Source organism: Streptomyces thermocarboxydovorans (assembly GCF_039524635.1).
GTDB classification, from domain to species: domain Bacteria; phylum Actinomycetota; class Actinomycetes; order Streptomycetales; family Streptomycetaceae; genus Streptomyces; species Streptomyces thermocarboxydovorans.
Genome location: NZ_BAAAGU010000003.1, coordinates 1 through 21,235, shown reverse-complemented (window position 1 = coordinate 21,235; position 21,235 = coordinate 1). Strand labels below are relative to the sequence as shown.

The window sequence follows — 21,235 nt, the reverse complement described above, 5'->3', positions numbered from 1 at the left end:
GGTGGAGGTCAGCCCTCGACCGTGACGCCCATGGAACGGGCGGTGCCGGCGATGATCTTCTCGGCGGCGTCCAGGTCGTTGGCGTTGAGGTCGGGCATCTTGGTCTGGGCGATCTCACGGACCTGGTCGCGGGTGATCTTGGCGACCTTGGTCTTGTGCGGCTCGCCGGAGCCCTTCTCCACGCCCGCGGCCTTGAGGATCATCTTGGCGGCCGGCGGGGTCTTGGTGATGAAGGTGAAGGAACGGTCCTCGTAGACCGTGATCTCCACCGGGATGACCCAACCGCGCTGCGACTCGGTCGCGGCGTTGTAGGCCTTGCAGAACTCCATGATGTTCACGCCGTGCTGACCCAGCGCGGGGCCGACCGGCGGGGCCGGGTTGGCGGCACCGGCCTGGATCTGGAGCTTGATGAGCCCCGTGACCTTCTTCTTCTTGGGAGGCATGGCTCTCCGGGTCCTTTCGCATTCGGGTCCTGCCCGCGTCATCGGGGACCACCCGGACGCAGGCATACCGCGCAACTTTAACGGGTAGAGATGCGCGGCCAAAAACCGAGCAGGTCAGACGAGACGTGAGCGCCTGTCTGACCTGTTCGGAAGTAGTACGTCCAGAAAGTACTGAGCGCGCTCAGTTCTTCTGGATCTGGTCGAACGACAGCTCGACGGGCGTCTCGCGGCCGAAGATCTCCACCAGGCCCTTGACCTTCTTCGAGTCGGGGTTGATCTCGTTGATGGTCGCCTGCAGCGTGGCGAACGGGCCGTCGGTGACGGTGACCGAGTCGCCCACCTCGAAGTCCAGCACCTGGACCTCGACCTTGCGCTGCGGAGCCGGCTTGCCCTCGGCCTCGGCGGCCTCGCGGGCGGCCTTCTCCTCGGCCTCCGGCGCGAGCATCTTGACGATCTCGTCCAGGGTCAGCGGGTACGGGTCGTAGGCGTTGCCGACGAAGCCGGTGACGCCCGGCGTGTTGCGCACGACGCCCCAGGACTCGTTCGTCAGGTCCATCCGGACCAGGACGTAGCCCGGCAGCTTGTTCTGCTTGATCGTCTTGCGCTCGCCGTTCTTGATCTGGACGACCTCTTCCTGCGGCACCTCGGCCTGGAAGATGTAGTCCTCGACGTTCAGCGAGACGGCGCGCTGCTCGAGGTTCGTCTTCACCCGGTTCTCGTAACCGGCGTAGGTGTGGATGACGTACCACTCGCCGGGCAGGCCCCGCAGCTCCTCGCGGAGCTTCTCGACCGGGTCGCGCTCGTCCTCGGCCTCTTCCTCGGCGGCTTCCTCGCCCGCCTCGCCCTCGGCGGCCTCGGCCTCGGCAGCCTCGGTCTCCTCGGTGCCGGCCTCGTCCGCGGCGGCGTCCGCAGCCCCGGCCTCCTCCGAGGCCGCGGTGTCCTCGCTGTCCGCGCCCTTGGCAGTCTCGAGCTCGTCCTCGACGACGAACTCGGCCCCCTCGCCGCGAGGCTCAACGGCGTCGTTCACGTTCGGGTCAGACACGGTGGCTGCTTCTTCCTGGATACAGAGGGGTGGAACACGCGAAAGGGGCGCCGGGTACCTCGGCGCCCTTCGCTCTCGGCTCAGCCGAAGACGTACTTGGCGGCGTTGCTGAGGCCATAGTCGAACAGGGTGATCAGGCCGATCATGATGACGACGAAGATGATCACTGCGGTCGTGTACGACGTCAGCTGGTTGCGGGTGGGCCAGACGACCTTGCGGAGCTCAGCAACGATCTGACGGTAGAAGAGCGCGAGCCGCTTCAGCGGGCCCTTCTTGGCTCGCTTGCCGCCCTTACGGGGCTTCTTCCTGGAGTCCGGCGCCTCGTCCTGGGCATCAGGCATGTCGATGGAGCCCACGGCGTCCGTCACTCGTCCTCACCTGATTCCGGGTCGTGGCCGTGCCGCGCCCGGTCTGAGCCGCACGGCGGTGCATAGCTGTACGTACATGCGCACACATCCTGGCGAAGGTGTGTGTAGCAGGGCCGGAGGGACTTGAACCCCCAACCGCTGGTTTTGGAGACCAGTGCTCTACCAATTGAGCTACGACCCTTTGTGTGTTCCCCAACGTACCGCATCCAACCGGATGCTGGGTGTGCACCGGATGATCGCGGGCTGCTGGAGGCCAACGAGGTGAGAGTGTACGTGGTCTGCGGCCGGGCGTCGAACAGATACCTCCGGCGGAGGGCCGCGCGGGGCGAAGATCACGTACGGATCACATACATCGACGCCGCTCACCGGCGGCCGATCCGGACGGATGTTCAGGGTTTGCCCGGTCCTGTTCAGTCTGTGAAACCCCGGTGCCGTGCCGGTTTCCCGTCTGAAACGATGGGCCCATGAGCGCTGCAACCCCTCCCACCGAGCGCCGGGTCTCCGCCCGCATCGGCGCGATCTCCGAGTCCGCCACTCTCGCCGTGGACGCCAAGGCCAAGGCCCTCAAGGCCGCCGGGCGGCCGGTGATCGGCTTCGGTGCCGGTGAGCCCGACTTCCCGACCCCCGACTACATCGTCGAGGCCGCGATCGAGGCCTGCAAGAACCCGAAGTACCACCGCTACACCCCGGCCGGCGGCCTGCCCGAGCTGAAGAACGCGATCGCCGCGAAGACGCTGCGCGACTCCGGCTACGAGGTGGACGCCTCCCAGATCCTGGTCACCAACGGCGGCAAGCAGGCCATCTACGAGGCCTTGGCCGCGATCCTCGACCCGGGCGACGAGGTCATCGTGCCCGCGCCGTACTGGACGACGTACCCCGAGTCGATCCGGCTGGCCGGCGGTGTGCCGGTCGAGGTGGTCGCCGACGAGACGACCGGCTACCGGGTCACCGTGGAGCAGCTCGAGGCCGCCCGCACCGAGAAGACCAAGGTCGTCCTGTTCGTCTCCCCCTCCAACCCGACCGGCGCCGTCTACAGCGAGGCCGAGACCGAGGCGATCGGCCGCTGGGCCGTCGAGCACGGGCTGTGGGTGCTGACCGACGAGATCTACGAGCACCTGGTCTACGGCGACGCCGTCTCCGTCTCGCTGCCCGCGCTGCTGCCCGAGCTGCGCGACAAGTGCATCGTGGTCAACGGTGTGGCCAAGACGTACGCGATGACCGGCTGGCGCGTGGGCTGGATCATCGGCCCGAAGGACGTGGTGAAGGCCGCCACCAACCTGCAGTCGCACGCCACCTCCAACGTCTCCAACGTGGCGCAGGCGGCGGCGCTGGCCGCGGTCTCCGGCGACCTGGAGGCGGTGGCGAAGATGCGGGAGGCGTTCGACCGGCGCCGCAAGACCATCGTGCGGATGCTCAACGAGATCGACGGCGTGGTCTGCCCGGAGCCGGAGGGGGCGTTCTACGCCTACCCGTCGGTGAAGGCGCTGATCGGCAAGGAGATCCGGGGCAAGCGTCCGCAGAACACGGTGGAGCTGGCGGCGCTCATCCTGGAGGAGGCCGAGGTCGCGGTGGTGCCGGGTGAGGCGTTCGGCACGCCCGGGTATCTGCGGCTGTCGTACGCGCTGGGGGACGAGGATCTCGTCGAGGGTGTCTCGCGGATCCAGAAGCTGCTGGCGGAGGCGCGGGACTGACGGGACCGGCGGGACTGACGGGACTGAGGTTCCGGTCCGGTTCCGGTTCTGTGCGGCTTGGGGCGCCCGGGGTTTCCGGGCGCCCTTTGTCGTGGGGTGAGGTGCGGGGGCGGGGTCGTTTGTGCGAGCAAGACCACGTGTGGGGAAAGCGCTACCGGGGCGGGCGGGGCGTGCGGCAGGATCCTGGGATGGAGCGTGTACGTGATCTCTCTGAGCTTCCGAAGGCCCATCTGCACCTGCACTTCACCGGGTCGATGCGGCCCACCACCCTGCTGGAACTGGCCGACAAGTACGGTGTGCGCCTGCCCGAGACGCTGACCGACGCGCTGATCAGCGGGGAGCCGCCCCGGCTGCGGGCCACCGACGAGCGGGGCTGGTTCCGCTTCCAGCGGCTGTACGACGCCGCCCGCTCCTGCCTGCGCGAGCCGGACGACATCCGGCGGCTGGTGCGGGAGGCCGCGGAGGAGGATCTGCAGGACGGCTCGGGCTGGCTGGAGATCCAGGTCGACCCGACCTCGTACGCGCCCCGGCTGGGCGGGCTGATCCCGGCGCTGGAGATCATCCTGGACGCGGTGGAGGCGGCGATGCGGGACACCGGCCTGGGGATCCGGGTCCTGGTGGCCGCCAACCGGATGAAGCACCCGCTGGACGCGCGCACCCTGGCCCGGCTGGCGGTGCGGTACGCGGACCGGGGAGTGATCGGGTTCGGGCTCTCCAACGACGAGCGGCGCGGCATGGCCCGCGACTTCGACCGGGCGTTCGCCATCGCGCGGGAGGGCGGGCTGCTGTCGGCGCCGCACGGGGGCGAGCTGACCGGGCCCGCGTCGGTGCGGGACTGCCTGGACGACCTGGAGGCCGACCGGATCGGTCACGGGGTGCGGGCGGCGGAGGACCCGCGGCTGCTGCAGCGGCTGGCGGACCGGCAGGTGACCTGCGAGGTGTGCCCGGCGTCGAACGTGGCGCTGGGGGTGTACGAGAAGCCGCAGGACGTTCCGCTGCGGACGCTGTTCGACGCGGGGGTGCCGCTGGCGCTGGGCGCCGATGATCCGCTGCTGTTCGGTTCGCGGCTGGCGGCGCAGTACGAGATCGCGCGGCGGCACCACGGGTTCTCGGACGCGGAGCTGGCGGAGCTGGCGCGGCAGTCGGTGCGGGGGTCGGTGGCTCCGGAGGACGTGAAGGCGAAGCTGCTGTCCGGGATCGACGACTGGCTCAACACGCCGGTCGCCTGAGCTTGCGGGGTCTTTCTAGAGGAGGGGGGGGTCTTTCCAGAGGCTGACGCCCAGGGTTCAGAGGCTGACGCCGACGGTCACCGGCTCGTTGACCAGGGTGATCCCGAAGGTGTCGCGGACGCCGGTGACCACCTCGCGGGCGAGGGCCAGCAGGTCCTCGGTGGTGGCGTTGCCGCGGTTGGTCAGGGCGAGGGTGTGCTTGGTGGAGATGCGGGCGGGGCCCTCGCCGTAGCCCTTGGTGAAGCCGGCCTTGTCGATGAGCCAGGCGGCGGAGGTCTTGGTGTACCCGTGGCCGGCCGGGTAGGCGGGGGGTTCGGCGTCGGGGCCGAGGTGCTGCTTCACTCGGGTGCGGAAGGCCTGGAACTCGTCGTCGGTGAGGATCGGGTTGGTGAAGAAGGAGCCGGCCGACCAGGTGTCGTGGTCCTCGGGGTCGAGGACCATGCCCTTGCCGGCGCGCAGCTTGAGCACGGTCTCGCGGGCCGTGGCGAGGGGAACGCGGTCGCCGGGTTCCACGCCGAGGGCGCGGGCGGTCTCGGCGTAGCGGATCGGGCCGGAGAGGCCGCCGGCGTCCTCGAGGTCGAAGCGGACGCGCAGGACGACGTAGCGGGTGGGGTCGGCCTTGAAGCGGCTGTGGCGGTAGGAGAAGGCGCAGTCGGCGTTGGAGAGGGTGACCGTCTCGCGGGTGCGGCGGTCGTAGGCGATCACCTCGGTGATGGTGGAGGAGACCTCCTGGCCGTAGGCGCCGACGTTCTGGATGGGGGTGGCTCCGGCCGAGCCGGGGATGCCGGACAGGCACTCGATGCCGGCGAGGCCGGCCTCAACGGTGCGGGCGACGGCGTCGGTCCAGACCTCGCCGGCGGCGAGCTCGAGGCGGGTGCCGTCGAGGGTGAAGCCCTTGGTGGCGATGACCAGGGCGGTGCCGTCGAAGCCCTTGTCGCCGATGACGAGGTTGGAGCCGCCGCCGATGATGAGGAGCGGCGTGTCGGTGTCGTCGGCCTCGCGGACGACGGAGATCACCTCGTCGTCGGTCGTCGCGGTGACCAGGCGGGCGGCGGGCCCGCCCAGCCGGAAGGTGGTCAGCGGGGCGAGCGGGGCATCAAAGAGTTCCTGCACGCCGCCAAGCGTACGGGGGCGCTGGCCGCTGAGAACTACGGGGCCGGGCCGGTGGGGGTGCGTGTGGACTGTGCCTGCGGGTGGGGGTTCGCGTGGGGATGCCTGCGGAGCAACTTAGGCATGACCATGCTCCTTTCGGTTCCGCCCGTTCAGGCGGTCGTGGATTCCAGAACCTGCTCGGCCGGACGGCCGGAGGCCGGGGGTTCACTCGGGCGCCCTGTTTTGCGCCCCGGCACGACCAGCGCCGCCACCGCCGCGAGGCCGACCGCCGCCGCCCCCACCACCAGCGCCGGCCGCAGCCCGTCGACAAAGGCCTGCGGCGTCTCGTAGCCGCCCTGGGCGGAGAAGATCGACGCCATCACGGCGATGCCGAGCGCCCCGCCCACCTCACGCAGCGCGTTGTTGGCCCCGGAGGCGATGCCCTGCTCCTTCGGCAGCACGCTGGACATCACGATGTTCGAGGCCGGCGCGAAGAACAGCGCCATCCCGACCCCGCTGATGATCAGCGCGGGCAGCTGCGTGGCGTAGGAGACGTCGGTGGTGACGATCACCGCGAAGTACGCGAGCCCGAGCGCCTGGAGGAGCAGGCCGGTGGCGACGACCGGCCGCCCGCCGATGCGGTCGGAGAGGATCCCGGCGATGGGCGCGACCAGCATGGGCATGCCCGTCCAGGGCAGCATGCGCAGCCCCGCCTCGGTGGGCGAGTAGCCGAGCACGCCTTGGAGGTACTGGCTGAGCAGGAAGATCGAGCCGAACATGCCGAGGAACATCAGCAGGCTCGCCGCGTTGATGCCGGAGAAGGCCCGGGAGCGGAACAGCCGCATCGGCAGCATGGGGTTCCTGGCGCGGATGCTGTAGAGGACGAAGGCGACTAGCAGCGCCCCTCCGGCGACCAGGCCGGTGAGCACCGTGCCGCCGGTCCACCCGTCGACCGGCCCGCGAACCAGCCCGTAGACGATGCCGAAGAGGCCGCCGCTGGCCAGCAGGGTGCCGGGTATGTCGAGCGGTGCTCCGGTGCCGTGGGACTCGGTGAGGCGCAGCCGGGCGAGCGGGATCAGGGCGAGGCCCAGCGGGACGTTGAGCCAGAAGATCCACTGCCAGGCGATGTGCTCGGTGAGGCTGCCGCCGACCAGCGGCCCGGAAGCGACGGCCAGTCCGTTGACCGCGCCCCAGATGCCGTACGCCATGCCCCGCCGGGCCTCGGGCACGGCGGCGGTCAGCAGGGTGAGGGTGAGCGGCATCATGACCGCGGCTCCGGCGCCCTGCACCGCGCGGGCGGCGATCAGGGTGTCGATGCCGGGGGCCATGGCCGCGGCCGCCGAGGCCAGGGTGAAGACGGAGAGGCCGGCGATGAACATCCGGCGGCGCCCGAAGCGGTCGCCGAGGGCCGCACCGAGCATCAGGAGTACGGCGAAGGTGAGCGTGTAGGCGCTCACGGTCCATTCCAGGTCGTGCAGTTCGCCGCCGAGGTCCTCGCGGATGGAGGGCAGGGCGGTGGTGACGACGAGATTGTCGAGGGCCGCCATGAATCCGGCGACGCTGGTGATGACGAGCGCCCAGACCACTCGGCGTGGGCTCTGCTGTGAGATCGCTGACATCTCTCCCCCAGGGAGTGTCGCTGTTAGTTATTGATTACTAACTTCCGCGCCCATGAAAAGGCGGAGTCCGCCTTCCCGCGGGCGCGTCAGTGTTCCAGGCGGCCCTTCGTCCGAGCCGACTCGTAGACGCCTTCCCAGACCCGGTGCTCGGGCGGGAAGCCCATGGCGACCAGGCAGTTGATGAGCATTCCGTACGCCATGAAGGTCGTCGTCTCGCCGATGTCGGCCCCCAGCGGCAGATGAACGGTGTCCCACAGCCGCATCCAGCCTGCCCGCACCGCCTCACCGAACTCGTGGTCACCCTCCTGCTCGGCGGCGGCCACGGCCAGATACGTCTGCATCTGCATCATCAGCCGCTCGGGCTGCTCCGCGATGACGCGCGTATAGGCGTCGGCCATGGCATGCAGGGCCTCCTCGCCCTCCAGCCCTTCGGCGGCCTCGCCGAACGTACGGATGGTGTCCTCGATGCAGCGCTCGGCCGCGGCGAGGAAGATCGCCTTCTTGCCCGGGAAGAGCCGGAAGAGGTACGGCTGCGAGACGCCGACCCGCTTGGCGATCGCCTCGGTCGACGTGCCGTAGTAGCCGCCACGGGCGAACTCGGCGGTCGCCGCACGGATCACGCTCTCGCGCCGCTCATCCGCGCTCATCCTGACCATGAATAGAAAGTTAGTACTCAATCACTAACTGCGTCAAGGGGTTATGGGTCGGTGGCGGGGCGGCCGCGTTCGGAGGAATCAGGGGATCAGAGGGGGCCGAGGACCTCCTCGGGGGCGGCCTTCAGCTCCAGGGTCTCGAGCACCGTGAGCAGTTGCCGCTCCTCGTAGCGGAAGTGGCTCTCCATGATCGCGGCGATGCCTTCGAGGTGGCGTTCCAGCTCCTCGGGCGGTGCCGCGCGGTCCACCGCGGTGCGCAGGCCGCCGAGCAGGTGGGCGATCATCGAATGGTCCTGCTCCAGCGCGCGCAGCACCGGGCGGAGTTCCGGGTGCGCGGCCGCGATGGCCGGGAAAAGGGTGCGGTCCTCGCCCTGGTGGTGGCCGTCGAGGGCCATGCAGAAGCCGTGGCAGTAGAGCAGCAGATCACGGGTGGCCGTCTCGCCGGGGGTGCCGGCGGCGAGGGCGGTGCGGGTGACGTCCAGCGCCTCCCGCAGCCGGGTGTGCACCCGGCTCAGTTCCTGGCTCCAGGCGACCAGCCTGGTCGTCTCGCGCTCAGTCATGCGTGAGCGAAGGGTGCGACGAGTGCATCGTCGGCTCTCCTTCGGACCGGCGCCTCCATGCCTGACACGGTCTGCCACCGGCACGCGACGCTGCCGGAAGCCTACGACGGGCGCGGCACGGGCGTCAGTCGTTTCCGGAGTTGTGGATCAAGGGGCCGGCCGTCGGGAACGGCGAGGGGCGCCCCGCTGCCGCGGGCGCCCCTGGAGCTTGTGATCGGCTGTCGATCGGCTGCGGCTCACGCCAGCCGCACGACCGCCCGCGACATGCCCAGCACCTTCTGGCCGGCGCTGGTCACGGTGAGGTCCACGCGGACCTTGTTGTCCTCGAGCTTGGCGCCGACCTTGCCGCTGACCTCGATGACGGCGCCCTTGTCGTCGTTGGGGACGACGACCGGCTTGGTGAAGCGGACGCCGTACTCGACGACCGCGCCCGGGTCGCCGGTCCAGTCGGTCACCACCCGGATCGCCTCGGCCATGGTGAACATGCCATGCGCGATGACGTCGGGCAGCCCGACCTCCTTGGCGAACTTCTCGTTCCAGTGGATCGGGTTGAAGTCGCCGGAGGCGCCCGCGTACTGCACCAGCGTGGCGCGGGTCACCGGGAAGGACTGCGCGGGCAGCTCGGTGCCGACCTCGACATCGGCGTAGGAGATCTTTGCGGTCATGGTGTTGCTCACGCCTCCTCGGCCGCGCGGGCCACCAGCTTGATCCAGGCGGTCACGACATGCTCGCCGGCCTCGTCGTGCACCTCGCCGCGGACGTCCAGTATGTCGTTGCCGGCCAGGGACTTGATTCCCTCGATGGTGGAGGTGACCGTCAGCCGGTCGCCGGCGCGCACGGGGCGGGAGTAGACGAACTTCTGGTCGCCGTGCACCACCCGGCTGTAGTCCAGGCCGAGCTGGGGGTCCTCGATGACCTGTCCGGCGGCCTTGAAGGTGACCGCGAAGACGAAGGTCGGCGGGGCGATCACATCCGGGTAGCCGAGCGCCTTGGCGGCCTCCGCGTCCGTGTAGACCGGGTTGGTGTCGCCCACCGCCTCGGCGAACTCACGGATCTTCTCCCGGCCCACCTCGTAGGGGGCGGTGGGCGGGTAGCTCCGCCCCACGAAGGACTGGTCGAGCGCCATGCGCGCGTGCCTCCTGTGTCTGGTGTCGATGGTGTCGTAGCCGATGCGTGAGGGGCCCGCGTGAAGCGTGCCACGTGTGGCACATGGGGTGGCACGTGAGGGGGGTGCCATGTGGCACGTGAGGGGGTGTCGTGTGACGGGTGCCGGACGGGTGCCAAACGACGCGAGGCCGCCCCCAGTGCTTCGGGGACGGCCTCGCGAACGAGCCTGATTTATCGCGTCTCGCGGTGCGCGGTGTGCGCGTTGCAACGCGGGCAGTGCTTCTTCATCTCAAGACGGTCCGGGTTGTTACGCCGGTTCTTCTTGGTGATGTAGTTCCGCTCCTTGCACTCCACGCAGGCCAGCGTGATCTTCGGGCGGACGTCGGTGGCAGCCACGTGAGTGCTCCTTGACGAACGGTGGACTAGAGATTGACGCACATAAAGAGTAGCCGATCGTCGGACCGACCCGGCAATCGGCTACTGAGAGTAGCGGTGACCGGACTTGAACCGGTGACACAGCGATTATGAGCCGCTTGCTCTACCGACTGAGCTACACCGCTGCGGTGCCTGCGCCGCGAGCGACGCGTGCACCAGAGCCCCAAAACGGAATCGAACCGTTGACCTTCTCCTTACCATGGAGACGCTCTGCCGACTGAGCTATTGGGGCGAGCGATGAAGACATTACACGGTCCTCCGCCGTTCGCCCAAATCCGTTTCCGGTCCCGTTGCACTTCCCGTTGGGTGGTCCTTGGGTGACCGTTGGGTGGCCGTCGGGTGCCACTCGCCCTCCCGTTGAGTGACACTCGCCTCCCGCCGTATGTTCCCGTCGCGGCCGACCACACCGGTACGACTATTGCGCTCCTCCCGTCCCCGGGCGGGCCGTCATCCTAGGCTCGTCTCACTCTGCGTGATCTTGTCTCGCGTGTGATCTCGTCACTGCCCGGGAGTGCGATGCCCGAAAGCCAGCCGCAGCCGCCGCACCACTCGTCCTCGCCCTTCTCGGGGTCCTCGCCGTCGTGGGGCGTCGCCGGGGCGGCGCCGCCGCTGCTGCTGTGCGGGGCGCGGCTCACCGACGGGCGGACCGTGGACGTACGGCTGGGCGGCGGGCGCATCGAGGCGGTCGGCACGGCGGGCAGCCTCGCGGCGCCCGCCGCACGCGTCTGCGGCAGCCGGATCGACCTCACCGGCTACCTGCTGCTGCCGGCGCCCGCGGAGCCGCACGCCCACGCCGACACCGCGCTGTCCGCCGACACCGCGGGCCCCCCGTCCTACGACCCCGGGGACGTCCAGCGCCGGGCCACGGAGGCGGCGCTGCTGCAGCTCGGGCACGGGGCGACCGCGCTGCGGGCCCAGGTGCGGGTGGGGGACCTGGCCGGACTCGGCGCGCTCACCGCCGTACTGCAGGCCCGGCGCTCGCTGTGCGGGCTGGCCGAACTGTCGACGGTGGCCGTGCCCCGGCTGCTGACCGGCGTCGCCGGGGCGGACGGGCTCGCGGTGCTGCGGGACGCGGTGAAGATGGGCGCCTCGGTGGTCGGCGGCTGTCCGGATCTCGACCCCGACCCCACCGGCTATGTCGAGGCGGTGCTGGAGCTCGCCTCCGAGCACGGCTGCCCCGTCGACCTGCACACCGACGCCTCCGACCCCGCCCGGCTCGCCCGGATCGCGGCGATGGCGGGCGGACTGCGCCCCGGGGTGACCCTCGGTCCCTGCGGCGGGCTGGCCAAGCTGCCCGCCGAGGTCGCGGCGCGGGCGGCGGACCAGCTGGCCGCGGCCGGGGTCTCGGTGGTCTGCCTGCCGCAGGGCGGCTGCGGCGGTGCGGAACGCCGGGGCACCGCCCCGGTACGGCTGCTGCGCGCGGCCGGGGTGCGGGTGGCCGCCGGGAGCGGTGCCCTGCGGGACGTGTCCAACCCGGTCGGCCGCGGCGACCCCCTGGAGGCGGCGTACCTGCTCGCCTCCCGCCACGGCCTCTCCCCCCAGGACGCCTACGACGCGGTGAGCACCTCGGCCCGTGCGGTCCTGGAGCTGCCCGAGGTGCGCGTGGAGGCCGGCTTCCCGGCCGAGCTGCTGGCGGTGCGCGGGGACGGGCTGGCCGGGGTGCTGTCCCTGGCGTACAGCAGGATCGTGGTGCACGGGGGGCGGGTGGTGGCCCGCACCAGCGCGGTACGGGAGTACTGCGGTACGGCGGGAACGGCGGATGCGGGGCTGCCGCGGCAGGGGCGGGGCGAAGAGTCCTAGGGGGTGTCCGCGGGCGTCGGTCCCGCCGGGGCTGGGCCGGGTGCCGCTGTGGCCTCTGTGGGCTCTGTGGCCTCTGTGGGCTCTGTATCGGGACCCTCTGTGGGCTCTGTGTCGGGACCCTCTGTGGGCTCTGTGTCGGGACGCTGCGGACTCACTGTCGCGCGGCGATTCCCGGTGGCCGGGCGTACCGTCGGAAGCATGCGCATTGTCATCGCTGGTGGTCATGGTCAGATCGCGCTGCGGCTGGAGCGGCTGCTCGCGGCGCGCGGGGACGAGGCGGTGGGCTTGATCCGCAAGCCCGAACAGGCGGACGACCTGCGGCAGCTGGGCGCCGAACCGGTCGTACTGGACCTGGAGTCGGCGTCGGTGGAGGAGGTCGCGGAGCGGCTGGCCGGCGCGGACGCCGCGGTGTTCGCGGCCGGGGCGGGTCCGGGCAGCGGTGCGGCCCGCAAGGAGACGGTGGACAAGGCGGCGGCCATCCTGTTCGCCGACGCGGCGGTGCGGGCGGGCGTACGGCGGTTCCTGATCGTCTCGTCCATGGGCGCCGACCCCTCGCACCAGGGTGACGAGGTCTTCGACGTCTACCTGCGCGCCAAGGGCGAGGCCGACGAGTACATCCGCAACCTGGACGGGCTGGACTGGACGATCCTGCGCCCGGGCCGGCTGACGAACGACCCCGGAACCGGCCTGGTCCGCCTGGAGGCGCACACCGGTCGCGGTTCGATCCCGCGCGACGACGTGGCCGCCGTCCTGGCGGAGCTGCTGGACACACCGGCGACGGCCGGGCTGACCCTGGAGCTGATCAGCGGGAAGGTGCCCGTTTCGGTGGCGGTGAAGTCGGTCGCGGGCGGGTGAGGGGGCGCGGCGGTACTCGCGGACGCCGGGGCGCCTACCGACCCGACGGCGGTGCTCGCAGAGGCCGGGGTGCCTACCGACGGCGGTGCTCGCAGAGGCCGGGGCAGCCGTGCATGGCGCGGCATTCGCGCACGGCGCGGGACCGGAGCACGGTGCGTCACTGGCGCACGGCGTGGCTCACGCACGGCGCGTCACGGCGCACGGCGTAGCACTCACACACTGCGTGGCACTCACGCGCCGCGTGGCATTCGCGCACGCCCCGGCACTCGCGCCCGCGCCAGGCACGGCGGAGGGGAACGTTCCGTAGAACGCGGCCCGTTGTCCCCCCGACCGGCGACCGCTGATCGTCGTCGGCTCCCCGACCTGGCTAGGAGCGTCGTGCCCGAGACCACACCCGTCACCTCCGCCTTCGTCCCCGAGCTTCCGGCGCTGACCGCGCAGGCCGAGAAGCTGATCGAGCTGGGGGTGCACGAGATCGCGGGGCTGCCCGCCGACCAGCTCCGGTCGTTCGCCAAGGCGGCCGAAGCCCCCGCGGACGCGTCCGGCACGCTCCTCGCCGTGCACCCGGAGGCGGCCCCCGCCTCGGCGCTGGCCCCGCTGCTGCGCCGCGAGGGCAAGCCGGGATTCGTCGTCGCCGACATGCCCGACGTCGACGAGTTCACCCCGCTCGGCTCGGTGACGCTCCCCGAGGGCCCGCTCTACCTCGTCACCGGCATCGACCGCGGCGACCACATGGCCAACTGGAGTCCGGACGAGGCACTGCCCGCGCTCACCAAGGAGTCCCGTACGCCGCTGGTGCTCACCGAGGGCATCCACTGGGTGCTCCAGCAGCCGGAGGCCCTGGAGCGCAACCACTGCTTCATGACCATCGGCTCCCGCCTCCGCAAGGCCAACGGCACGCTGGACTCCCGCACCCCGGCGATATGGATCAGCAACGGCACGGGCCGGGACGGCCGCGAGCGCCGCAACGCCCCCAAGGTCGGCTGGTGCTGGGCGGGCAACCGCCACACCTGGCTGGGCTTCGCCTCGGCGACGGACCGCCTGGCCGGCTAGGGCCTTTCGTTTGGATCAGCCTGCGGGAATCGCCGGTGCCTTGTCAGCACCGGTGAGCGGGGTCTGGTGCGTGCAGCTGCAAGGCGGAGGAGGGCGCCGATGCGGAGCATCGGCAACCGGTGACAACGCCGCAGATGTGCGTGCCAGACCCCGCGTCCGCGGGCTGATCCAAACGACAGGCCCCAGCCCGTCCCGGCCGTTAGAACAACGGCAGCTGCCCCGGGAACTCCGGCACGAGGTACCCGTCGAGGCCCGGCTGCTCAGGGCCGGGCAGGGCCCGCCGTCGGGACCCGGGGCACGAGGTCAGTTCCCCGTTCTGCCGCGCGCCGGGCGGATCGTGACGCGCGAACCGCCCCGCGACGACGGCGATCTCGCGACGGCACTCGGGGCAGATCCTGCGACGGGACGACGACATGCGGCCAGTGTGCGCGTGCCGCGCATCACGACGCCACATCACGTAGCCACACGTCGCAGCCGCCCCGGACCACTGCCGACCCCCATATGAGTGAATGCCGGGTGCGGCGTCATGCCGGATGCCGACGAGCCGAGGCCGACAGCCGGCCGACTGCGGCAAGGTCATAGCGCCTGGTGCCCTGTCAGTTGTAGTTTGCAGGAAAGGTGTTGAACCGAAACATCCGCTTCGCCGGGGGGACTGCATGAACATCGAGCTGGCCGAGTTGCTCGCGTCACTGCGTTCTGAGATCGACAGGGCCCGGCTCGACGCCGCCGGCAAGGACGTACGTTTCCGCATCAATTCCATCGACCTGGAGCTTCAGGTGGCGGTGGAGAAGTCGGCAGAGGCCCAGGCCGGGGTGCGGTTCTGGGTGGTCTCACTCGGCAGTGGTGGGAGCGCCAAGTCGGCACACACGCACACGATCAGGCTCAGTCTGGACGCCGAAACCCGCGATGGCGATCCCGTGCTGACCGGCGACGACGTCTCGGATCTGCTCTCCGCGGGCTGACCGCGCCATGCGGCCGTTCGACAAAGCACGAGTAGCCGAAGTAGTCGTCAGACGAGGGAACCGCACGGAGTACGGGTCCGGTTACCGCATCAGCACCCACCTCGTCCTGACCGTGAGGCATCTGCTCGGGCCCCCAGAGGAAACCCTGGACTGCACCGTCCGGCTCGGCGGCAACGACACAGAGCACCCCGCCTCACCGGCGTGGCGCGCCGCCGACAGGGATCTGGCGCTGCTACGGCTGTCCTCCCCGGAGGACGCGGAGACGGCCGCTGACCGGACGCTCGAGGTCGTGCCGCCGATCGCCCTGGGCCGGCTGCCGGAAGGCCCGGGCAGCGTGCTGTTCAACGGGATCGGGTTTCCGGCGTATGCGACGCGGCCCGAGTCCGACCTGGTACGAGGGCTCCGTCGGCGGGACAGCAGGGAGGTCAAGGGGTACGTCCAGTTGGGCTCCAACATGAAGTCCGGGCTCCTGGACCTGATCTTCACCACCTCCCCGCCCGTCGACAGAGGACCTGATGGGCAAGATCCCTGGAAGGGCATCTCGGGTACGGCGCTCTTCGCCCAGGACAACACGCTGCTGATCGGCGTGCAGGCGCACCGGCTTCCCGCAGCGGGTACCGGGAGCGCCGAGGGTGAGCCCATCGCCGCCGCACTGGACGACCCCGAATTCGTACGTACTGTCACGCTCGACGGCGTACGGCCGCAGCCAGTGCCCGTAGAACCTCCCGGCAACGAACCGGGGCACTCCCTGCCGGCCGTGGTGTCACAGGAGGACCTTGTCGAAGGGCTGGGGGAGTTCAAGAAGAATCTCATCCCTGATCATCTGCGCTTTGTCTCACCCGGCAAGGACCACCGGGCCGATCCGCAAAAACTGTTCGAGAAGCTGGTCGGGTCCGCCGACCGGGGCGTCCTGCTGGTGGGGGCAGCCGGTACCGGCAAGACGCGCACGGGCCTCGAAGTGGGGCGGCTGGCGCTGCAGGCCGGCTGGCGCGTGCTGCACGTCCTGCCCGGTGAGAATCACAGCCTCACCGACGAACTGGCCGAGCATGTCCTGGCCGAGCCCGGCCCCGTCCTGGTGGTGATCGACTACCTCAACGAGTCACAACTCGATCTGCCGGCACTGCGGCACCGTCTCATACCCGCCGCCCACCGCAAGGGCATTCCGATGGCGCTGCTCGCGTCCGTTCGGCCCGGGTGGTTGCAGAAGGTGGACCGTGCGCCGCTGCACGAACTGTTCGACGAGGTGGAGCTGCGGCAGGACGACGAGTTCAGGCGCGAAGTCGCCCTCACTGCGCTGACGAAGCTGGCGCCCAGAGCAGTACACCAGCTGGGCGAGGACCCCATGATGGAGATGTGCGGGAACCGGCCCATTATCGCTCTCCTGATCGCACGCGAGATCGAACGCCGGGTCGAGGCCGGTCTTTCCGTACCCCTCACCGCGGGCCTGCGATCCAGTGGAGAACTGCCGGGATGGCTGGAACGGAGGCTTGCCGAGGACGGGTTGACGGTCCGCGGCCGCACCGACACCTTCACACCCGCCCGCGCCTCGTACGGTCTGGTGGCCGCGGCCGCGGCTGCGGCCGCCTGCCCCCAGCCGCGATCGGAGGTGACAGCGGCCGCTCGCGCCGCCCTTGCCGAAGCGCCTGGTGAAGCGCCGGAGGCCGAGGACATCGTTGCGACGCTTGTCTCGCTCGAGTGGTTCGAAGTCGAGGACGATGTCGTGACGGTGGCGCACGACGTGGTGTCCGACCAGCTCATCGAGTCTGTTGTCCTGCCCGAACGCAACGCCTCCCCGGACCTCTCCGGAATCCGCGCCCTGCTGGCGGGCTGTCTCACCCACCCGCGCACCATCGGCCGCTACGCCGTGAACCTCGGCCGGCTCATCAATGATCTGTCGCTCGTCGACCGTGCCGATGCGCTGTCCACTGCCTTGAACGACTGGTTCGCCGAGAACGCGTCGGCCATCGGCCGCGTCATGCGCTACGACGCCGATGTGGGCAGCTACGCCCTTGGCGCCGTCTGCTCCGGTCCTCCCTGGCACACCGCCTCCGTCCTCTGCTGGGAAGAGATCGTCGGTCCCTGGCTGGCACGGTTCGGCACGGGCGTCAACGCTCGCCATCTGCTCTACCGGGGCTTGCGCCACCTTCCTTCGGCGGGTGCCCTGCTCCTGGTACCGGTCGCCCTCGACTGGCTCGGCACCCACGGCCGGCGGCGGGAGGCCAGCTACGTTCTCAGTTCCCTGCTCCACCGCACCGACCTCCCCCCTGACACTCTGGAGCGGTCTGTGCGGTGGACGCTTCGCTGGCTGGATCGCCACCTCGGCTCGACCGAGTCCGACTTCGTCCTGCGCGCGCTCCTGGCGCGCCCCGGCCTCGAGGGCAAGGACGTACGACGAGCGGTCGCCGCAGCACTGACCTGGCTGGAGGACAACACCGGGACCACCGAGGCTCGCTTCGTGCTGGAGCGGGTGCTTTCGCGCCCCGACCTGACGGCCGAGGAGGTGCGAGATGCGGTGTCCGGGGCGTTGACCTGGCTGGCCACGTACGCCGAGACCGCCGAGGCCGGCTTCGTTCTGCGCGCGCTCCTTGCTCGCCCCGACCTCCAGAGCCAGGACGCACGGAAAGCCGTAGCCGCGGCATTGAGGTGGCTGAACGACCACACCGAAACCGCCGACGCCCGCTTCATCCTGGGACCGCTGCTCGCTCACCCCGGACTGGAAGCCGAGGGGGCGCAGCGAGCAGTGGCCGCAGCGCTGTCATGGCTGGAGGAGAGTGCTGCCGGCGTCCAGGTCGGCTTTGTCCTGCGCGCGTTGCTCTCTCGCTCCGACCTCGAGACCGGTGACGTGCAGCGAGCAGTCACGGCGGCACTCACCTGGCTGGAGGACAACACCGAACCGGCCGAGTCCGGCTTCGCCCTGCGGGCCCTCCTGGCCCGCCCCGACCTCGAGGCGCACGACGCGCGGAGAGCCGTAGCCGCGGCACTGACCTGGCTGGAGGACAACACCGAGGTTGCCGAAGCCGGCTTCGCCCTGCGGGCCATCCTGGCGCGCCCCGACCTCGAGGCCCAGGACGCGCAGCGGGCAGTTGCCGCCGCACTGAGCTGGCTGGAGAGGCACACCAGCGCCGCGGAGGCCGACTTCGTCCTGCGCGGGCTGCTCGGCCGCTCCGACCTCACGGCCGAGGAAGCACGGCGAACGGTGTCCAGGGCACTGACCTGGCTGGAGATGTACGCCGAAACCGCGGAGGTCGACTTCATCCTGCGCGGGCTGCTCGGCCGCTCCGACCTCACGGCCGAGGAAGCACGGCGAACGGTGTCCAGGGCACTGACCTGGCTGGAGGGTCACAGCGACATTGCCGAAGCCGGTTTCGTCCTGGCTCCGTTGCTTTCCCGCTCCGACCTACGGGACGACGAAGTGCAGCGGGCGGCCTCCGCGGCACTGCCGTGGCTCGACAGATACGTCAGGACCACTCAGGCGAGCTTCGTCCTCGCGGAATTGCTCACTCGCTCCGACCTCACGGCCGAAGACGCACGGCGGGCAGTTGCCGTGGCGCTCACCTGGCTGGAGGGTCACAGCGACATTGCCGAAGCCGGTTTCGTCCTGGCTCCGTTGCTTTCCCGCTCCGACCTACGGGACGACGAAGTGCAGCGGGCGGCCTCCGCGGCACTGCCGTGGCTCGACAGATACGTCAGGACCACTCAGGCGAGCTTCGTCCTCGGGGAACTGCTCGCTCGCTCCGACCTTGCGGCCGAAGACGCACGGCGGGCAGTTGCCGTGGCGCTGACCTGGCTGAACGAGAACGTGGAGACTGCTGAGGCCAGCTTCGTCCTGCGCGAACTGCTCGCTCGCTCCGACCTTGCGGCCGAAGACGCACGGCGGGCAGTTGCCGTGGCGCTGACCTGGCTGAACGAGAACGTGGAGACTGCTGAGGCCAGCTTCGTCCTGGCAGCATTGTCATCCCGCTCCGATCTGGAGACCCAAGAGGCCCAGCAGACAATCTCCGCAGCACTCAACTGGCTCGAGACATACGCCAGAACCCGAGAGGCCGGCTACGTCCTGCGCGCACTGCTCCCTCGCTCCGACCTCACGGCCGAAGACGCACGGCGGGCGGTTGCCGTGGCACTCACCCGGCTCGAGGAGGACACCGCATCCGCGGAGGACGGCCCCGTCATCGGAGCGCTGCTTGCTCACCGCCGTCTGGACGCCCCAGAACTCCGGCAGGCGATCACCAGAACGCTCACCTGGCTCGAGACGCACCCCAGAGCCCCGGAGGCCAGCTGGGTCCTGGAAGGGCTCGTCAGCCGTTCCGACCTCGGCGCCGAGGAGGTGCAGCAGGCAGTCGCCGCGGCCCTGACCTGGCTGGAGACCCATGGTGAAACCGCCGACCCCAGCTTCGTCCTGCGCGCACTGATCACTCGCTCCGACCTCGAGGAGAGGAATGCGCAGCGGGCAGTTGCCGTGGCGCTGAACTGGCTGGACGAGAACGCGGGAACTGCTCAGGCTCGCTTCGTGCTGGACCGGCTACTCTCTCGTTCCGGCCTCGGGGCAGAGGCGGCGCGGCGGACGGTTGCCCGTGCGCTGAACTGGCTGGAGAAGTACGCTGCGACCGCCGGAGCCAGCTTCGTCCTGGCTCCGTTGCTCGCCCGCTCCGGCCTCGGGACCGACGACGTGCGGCGGACGGTCTCCCTCACCTTGGCCTGGCTGGACCAGAACATCGAAACCGTCAGGGCTCGTTACGTCCTCCAGGCGCTGCTGTCCCGCTCCGACCTCCAGGCAGGGCATGAGCAGCGCGCGATCTCCGCGGCTGTGACCTGGCTGGACAAGTACGCCGAAACCACCGAGGCGCGGGTCGTCCTGCGCGCACTGCTCCCCCAGGGTGGCCTCGAGGTCGAGAAGGTGCGGCGGGCCGTGTCCCGGGCAGTGACCTGGCTGAAGGCGGACTCCGGATCCGCTGAGGCGCGCTTCGTCCTGTGGCCGCTGCTTCTTCGCTCCGACCTCGCGGGCGAGGAAGCGCGGCCGGCGATAGACGGTGCGCAGACCTGGCTGAAGAAGTACACGGAGACCGCCGATGCCTGCTTCGTCCTGCGCGCGTTGCTCTCTCGCTCCGACCTGGAGGCCAGGGAAGCACGGCAGGCGATGGACCAGGCGCAGAGCTGGCTGGAGAGGTATGCCGAAACCGCCGAGGCCAGTTTCGTCCTGGGACGGTTGCTCGCCCGCCCCGATCTCGGCGACGAAGACGTGCGGCGGACGGTTCCGGTGGCGTTGGCCTGGCTGGAACGCCATGGCGCCGCCTCGGACGCAAGCTTCGTCATGGCGCCTTTGCTTGCTCGCCGCGACCTCGGAAACGAAGTGGTGCGGCGGGCCGTGTCCATGGCGCTGGAGTGGGTGGAACTCCATGCCGCAGTCTACGGTCGCCGCTTCGTCCTGGAGTCCTTGCTTTCCCGTACCGACCTCACACCGCAGGAAGCAGAGCGAGCGGCTGCGCTGGCTCTACCACGGTGAGCGGCCGATTCCCCTCCGTGGTGACCTGTCCGGGGCATATGAGATACCTGAGCAGGTCGACGGAACCGGTGTGGCCCGGTGTCTGCCGGTCTGGGATCGAGCATGATCACGCGAGCCGTATCCCACGAGGCCGGCCCGGCTCCCGGATGATCGCCCCCTTGGCCTCCAGCTCGCGCAGCTGATAGTGCACCGAGGACCAGCGCAGACCGACCGTGTCCGCGAGCTCGGCGATCGTGGGAGCGTCGCCCCGGTCGATGATGGCCAGGCGGATCTCGCGGAGGATCCGCTCCTGCGTCTCGGTGAGGTGCTGAACCTTGCGCCTGACCATGCCCCCAGTAGAAACCTTGTTCGATTTTTGAGGCAAGCTGGAGGCGTGACCACCCTCCCGCCTGACCTGCTCAGACTCCGCACTCTGGAGACCTACCTCCAGCTCCTCCTCGACGAGGTACGGCGCGCCATCGCCCACGCCGAGCAGCGGGAGGCCGAACGGCAGCACGGCATCCAGACCCGCCCACCGGCACCGGACTGGCTCCTGGAACCCGGCCTCAACCGCAGTGCCCCACCGGTCCAGGTCCACGTGGGCGGATGCTGGAACGCCGGCAAGCGGTCGAAGGGCATCAGCCGCGACGCCGCACTGCGCGCCCTCGCCGACGGAGTCAAGGCATGCGGGGCATGCCGGCCGGACAACGAACTCGGCTTCATCGACGGCTAGGGCCTTTCGTTTGGATCAGCCCGCGGGAATCGCCGGTGCCTTGTCAGCACCGGTGAGCGGGGTCTGGTGCGTGCAGCTGCAAGGCGGAGGAGGGCGCCGATGCGGAGCATCGGC

At 70.1% G+C, this 21,235-nt stretch carries 20 protein-coding genes and 3 tRNA genes; 8 read left to right on the top strand and 15 right to left on the bottom strand.

Annotation, left to right across the window (positions count from 1 at the left end; translation table 11 throughout):
• Window positions 1-8: 8 nt before the first annotated feature.
• The 4 genes from rplK to ABD198_RS01835 all read right to left on the bottom strand — a co-directional run bounded on the left by rplK (window position 9) and on the right by ABD198_RS01835 (window position 2,034).
• The gene (rplK, locus tag ABD198_RS01850; RefSeq protein ID WP_028420794.1) at window positions 9-443 is read right to left on the bottom strand and encodes a 50S ribosomal protein L11; all 435 of its coding nucleotides are present in this window, start codon (window positions 441-443) and stop codon (window positions 9-11) included.
• A 181-nt stretch (window positions 444-624) separates the two neighbouring features.
• Complete coding sequence (gene nusG, locus ABD198_RS01845; RefSeq protein WP_343997513.1) at window positions 625-1,485, bottom strand: transcription termination/antitermination protein NusG; 861 nt, start codon at window positions 1,483-1,485, stop codon at window positions 625-627.
• An 80-nt stretch (window positions 1,486-1,565) separates the two neighbouring features.
• A complete protein-coding gene (gene secE / locus ABD198_RS01840; protein ID WP_167991094.1) occupies window positions 1,566-1,853 on the bottom strand; it encodes a preprotein translocase subunit SecE in 288 nt (95 codons plus the stop codon).
• Window positions 1,854-1,961: 108 nt separating this feature from the next.
• Window positions 1,962-2,034: transfer RNA gene (locus ABD198_RS01835), tRNA-Trp, on the bottom strand.
• A 283-nt stretch (window positions 2,035-2,317) separates the two neighbouring features.
• Between ABD198_RS01835 and ABD198_RS01830 the strand changes: the two genes are divergently transcribed.
• Both ABD198_RS01830 and ABD198_RS01825 read left to right on the top strand, forming a co-directional pair.
• Window positions 2,318-3,544: a pyridoxal phosphate-dependent aminotransferase gene (locus ABD198_RS01830; RefSeq protein WP_343997512.1), complete on the top strand. Its 1,227-nt coding sequence runs from the start codon at window positions 2,318-2,320 to the stop codon at window positions 3,542-3,544.
• Between the two features lie 188 nt (window positions 3,545-3,732).
• On the top strand, window positions 3,733-4,773 hold the full coding sequence (locus tag ABD198_RS01825) for an adenosine deaminase (protein ID WP_343997511.1): 1,041 nt from the start codon (window positions 3,733-3,735) through the stop codon (window positions 4,771-4,773).
• A 57-nt stretch (window positions 4,774-4,830) separates the two neighbouring features.
• On the opposite strand, the gene ABD198_RS01820 is transcribed toward ABD198_RS01825, so the two are convergent.
• From ABD198_RS01820 to ABD198_RS01780, 9 genes are all read right to left on the bottom strand, one after another.
• Window positions 4,831-5,886, bottom strand: coding sequence for a UDP-N-acetylmuramate dehydrogenase (locus ABD198_RS01820; protein ID WP_343997510.1), 1,056 nt, complete (start codon window positions 5,884-5,886; stop codon window positions 4,831-4,833).
• A gap of 149 nt (window positions 5,887-6,035) precedes the next feature.
• The gene (locus ABD198_RS01815) at window positions 6,036-7,484 is read right to left on the bottom strand and encodes a DHA2 family efflux MFS transporter permease subunit (protein WP_425580396.1); all 1,449 of its coding nucleotides are present in this window, start codon (window positions 7,482-7,484) and stop codon (window positions 6,036-6,038) included.
• An 86-nt stretch (window positions 7,485-7,570) separates the two neighbouring features.
• Window positions 7,571-8,140, bottom strand: coding sequence for a TetR/AcrR family transcriptional regulator (locus tag ABD198_RS01810; protein ID WP_343997509.1), 570 nt, complete (start codon window positions 8,138-8,140; stop codon window positions 7,571-7,573).
• Between the two features lie 86 nt (window positions 8,141-8,226).
• Complete coding sequence (locus ABD198_RS01805) at window positions 8,227-8,697, bottom strand: hemerythrin domain-containing protein (protein WP_343997508.1); 471 nt, start codon at window positions 8,695-8,697, stop codon at window positions 8,227-8,229.
• 236 nt (window positions 8,698-8,933) lie between these two features.
• On the bottom strand, window positions 8,934-9,362 hold the full coding sequence (locus ABD198_RS01800) for a MaoC family dehydratase (protein WP_343997598.1): 429 nt from the start codon (window positions 9,360-9,362) through the stop codon (window positions 8,934-8,936).
• Between the two features lie 8 nt (window positions 9,363-9,370).
• Window positions 9,371-9,823 carry an FAS1-like dehydratase domain-containing protein gene (locus ABD198_RS01795; protein WP_343997507.1) on the bottom strand — a complete coding sequence of 151 codons (453 nt, stop codon included), beginning with the start codon at window positions 9,821-9,823 and terminating at the stop codon, window positions 9,371-9,373.
• Between the two features lie 212 nt (window positions 9,824-10,035).
• Entirely contained in the window at window positions 10,036-10,200 is a 165-nt protein-coding gene (rpmG, locus tag ABD198_RS01790; protein WP_003948671.1) for a 50S ribosomal protein L33, read from the bottom strand.
• 91 nt (window positions 10,201-10,291) lie between these two features.
• A tRNA-Met gene (locus ABD198_RS01785) sits at window positions 10,292-10,364 on the bottom strand.
• 34 nt (window positions 10,365-10,398) lie between these two features.
• Window positions 10,399-10,471, bottom strand: a tRNA-Thr gene (locus ABD198_RS01780).
• A gap of 284 nt (window positions 10,472-10,755) precedes the next feature.
• Here ABD198_RS01780 and ABD198_RS01775 point away from each other — a divergent pair.
• From ABD198_RS01775 to ABD198_RS01765, 3 genes are all read left to right on the top strand, one after another.
• On the top strand, window positions 10,756-12,039 hold the full coding sequence (locus ABD198_RS01775) for an amidohydrolase family protein (RefSeq protein WP_343997506.1): 1,284 nt from the start codon (window positions 10,756-10,758) through the stop codon (window positions 12,037-12,039).
• 198 nt (window positions 12,040-12,237) lie between these two features.
• Window positions 12,238-12,894 (top strand): SDR family oxidoreductase, encoded by a 657-nt coding sequence (locus tag ABD198_RS01770; RefSeq protein WP_343997505.1) that lies wholly within the window; start codon window positions 12,238-12,240, stop codon window positions 12,892-12,894.
• Window positions 12,895-13,272: 378 nt separating this feature from the next.
• Complete coding sequence (locus ABD198_RS01765) at window positions 13,273-13,947, top strand: DUF5701 family protein (protein WP_343997504.1); 675 nt, start codon at window positions 13,273-13,275, stop codon at window positions 13,945-13,947.
• A 199-nt stretch (window positions 13,948-14,146) separates the two neighbouring features.
• Here ABD198_RS01765 and ABD198_RS01760 read toward each other — a convergent pair whose 3' ends face one another.
• Entirely contained in the window at window positions 14,147-14,362 is a 216-nt protein-coding gene (locus tag ABD198_RS01760) for a hypothetical protein (protein ID WP_343997503.1), read from the bottom strand.
• 241 nt (window positions 14,363-14,603) lie between these two features.
• On the opposite strand from ABD198_RS01760, the gene ABD198_RS01755 reads away from it, so the two are divergent.
• Window positions 14,604-14,909, top strand: coding sequence for a trypco2 family protein (locus ABD198_RS01755; protein WP_343997502.1), 306 nt, complete (start codon window positions 14,604-14,606; stop codon window positions 14,907-14,909).
• A 112-nt stretch (window positions 14,910-15,021) separates the two neighbouring features.
• A complete protein-coding gene (locus tag ABD198_RS01750) occupies window positions 15,022-20,409 on the top strand; it encodes a hypothetical protein (protein WP_343997501.1) in 5,388 nt (1,795 codons plus the stop codon).
• Window positions 20,410-20,515: 106 nt separating this feature from the next.
• Here the strand turns inward: ABD198_RS01750 and ABD198_RS01745 are convergent, their stop codons facing one another.
• Window positions 20,516-20,737 (bottom strand): LexA family protein, encoded by a 222-nt coding sequence (locus ABD198_RS01745; protein WP_343997500.1) that lies wholly within the window; start codon window positions 20,735-20,737, stop codon window positions 20,516-20,518.
• Window positions 20,738-20,782: 45 nt separating this feature from the next.
• Between ABD198_RS01745 and ABD198_RS01740 the strand changes: the two genes are divergently transcribed.
• Complete coding sequence (locus ABD198_RS01740) at window positions 20,783-21,121, top strand: DUF6233 domain-containing protein (RefSeq protein ID WP_343997499.1); 339 nt, start codon at window positions 20,783-20,785, stop codon at window positions 21,119-21,121.
• Window positions 21,122-21,235 lie beyond the last annotated feature (114 nt).